Annotated in this window: 1 protein-coding gene; it reads left to right on the forward strand. The window is 68.6% G+C overall.

The features are described from left to right. Nucleotides 1-40: 40 nt before the first annotated feature. Entirely contained in the window at nt 41-1,270 is a 1,230-nt protein-coding gene (locus ACFU5O_RS37460) for an IS701 family transposase (protein WP_384247502.1), read from the forward strand. The last annotated feature ends 107 nt before the right edge of the window (nt 1,271-1,377 follow it).

The following is a 1,377-nucleotide window of genomic DNA, read 5'->3' on the forward strand; positions in this document are numbered from 1 at the left end:
CGTCGGGTGATCTCGCCTGGTGGTGGGCAGCCTTTCCGGTATGAGGTTGGGGGAAGTGGAATGCCTCCGGGGTGAGTTAGCGGAGTTCGTTGCCGATGTGTTCGAGTCGGTGCCGCGGCGGGATCAACGCCGTTGGGGTGAGTGTTATCTGCGGGGTCTGATGCTGGACGGCCGCCGCAAGTCGATCCAGCCGATGGCGGAACGGCTGCCGGACGGGAACATGCAGGCCCTGCAGCAGTTCGTGAACCAGTCGCCGTGGGAGTGGTCACCGGTGCGGCGGCGGATCGCCGAGCGGCTGTGCAAGGTGATCGCTCCCGATGTGTGGGTGGTCGACGACGTGTCGTTTCCCAAGTGCGGCACCGCGTCGGTCGGGGTTGCCCGGCAGTACTGCGGGGCGTTGGGCAAGCGGGCGAACTGCCAGGTCGCGGTCAGTGTCCACGCGGCCACCGACACCGCCTCGTGCCCACTGGAGTGGGAGTTGTTCCTGCCCGAGGAATGGGCGGAGGACCAGCTGCGGCGCCGACGGGCCGGGGTGCCCGACGAGGTCGACCACGCGTCCAAGACACGTCTGGCACTCGGCCTGCTGGACCGGCTCGCCGACCAGGGGCTGGTGGTGCCGGTGATTGTGGCGGACGCCGGCTATGGCCGCAGCGTCTCCTTCCGGCTCGCGCTGGAGGAACGCCGCTGGTCCTACGTGATGGCGGTGGATCCCAAGGAGATCGCTCGACCTGCGACGGCTGAGCCGTCTCAGCCTGCATATGGCGGCCTGGGGCCGCCCACACTGCCCCGTTACCGCGAGCCAGCCCGGCCCCTGCCCGACCTCATCGACGCCGACACCCCCTTCGAGGAGGTCACCTGGCGGCAGGGCAGCAAAGGAGGAATGACCTCGCGTTTCGCCATGCTGAAGGTGCGGCCGTCGGGCAAGGAAGCCACCCGCACCGCGCAGGAACAGGCCGGCGGACGCAGTCGCTGGGACGGAGTGCTGCCGCTGCGGACCCTGCTCGTCGAACAGCCCGAAGACGCGGCCGAACCAACCGGCTACTGGATGAGCAACCTGCCGGCCAGCACCCCGATCGCCGACCTGGTGAGGTGGGCGAAGATGCGCTGGCGGATCGAGCACGACTACCGCGAACTCAAACACGGCCTGGGCTTGGACCACTTCGAGGGCCGCACCTGGCGCGGCTGGCACCACCACGTCACCCTCGTCACCGCCGCCCAGGCCTTCCTCACCCTCAGGCGACTCGACCCAAAAGCCCAGACGCCGGCCTGACCCTCTACCAGGTCCTCGACACACTCCAGGACCTGCTGAAGTGCTGGACCGGCACCTGCACCACCTGCGGCCGAACCCTGCCCCGCAACAGAACCAGACTGAGAACC

Origin of the sequence: Streptomyces sp. NPDC057445 (genome assembly GCF_042802855.1) — a bacterium.
GTDB lineage: Bacteria > Actinomycetota > Actinomycetes > Streptomycetales > Streptomycetaceae > Streptomyces.

Coding starts and splice junctions, on each gene's coding strand:
- ACFU5O_RS37460 (WP_384247502.1), top strand. CDS start 41: ATGAGGTTGGGGGAAGTGGAATGCCTCCGGGGTGAGTTAGCGGAGTTC.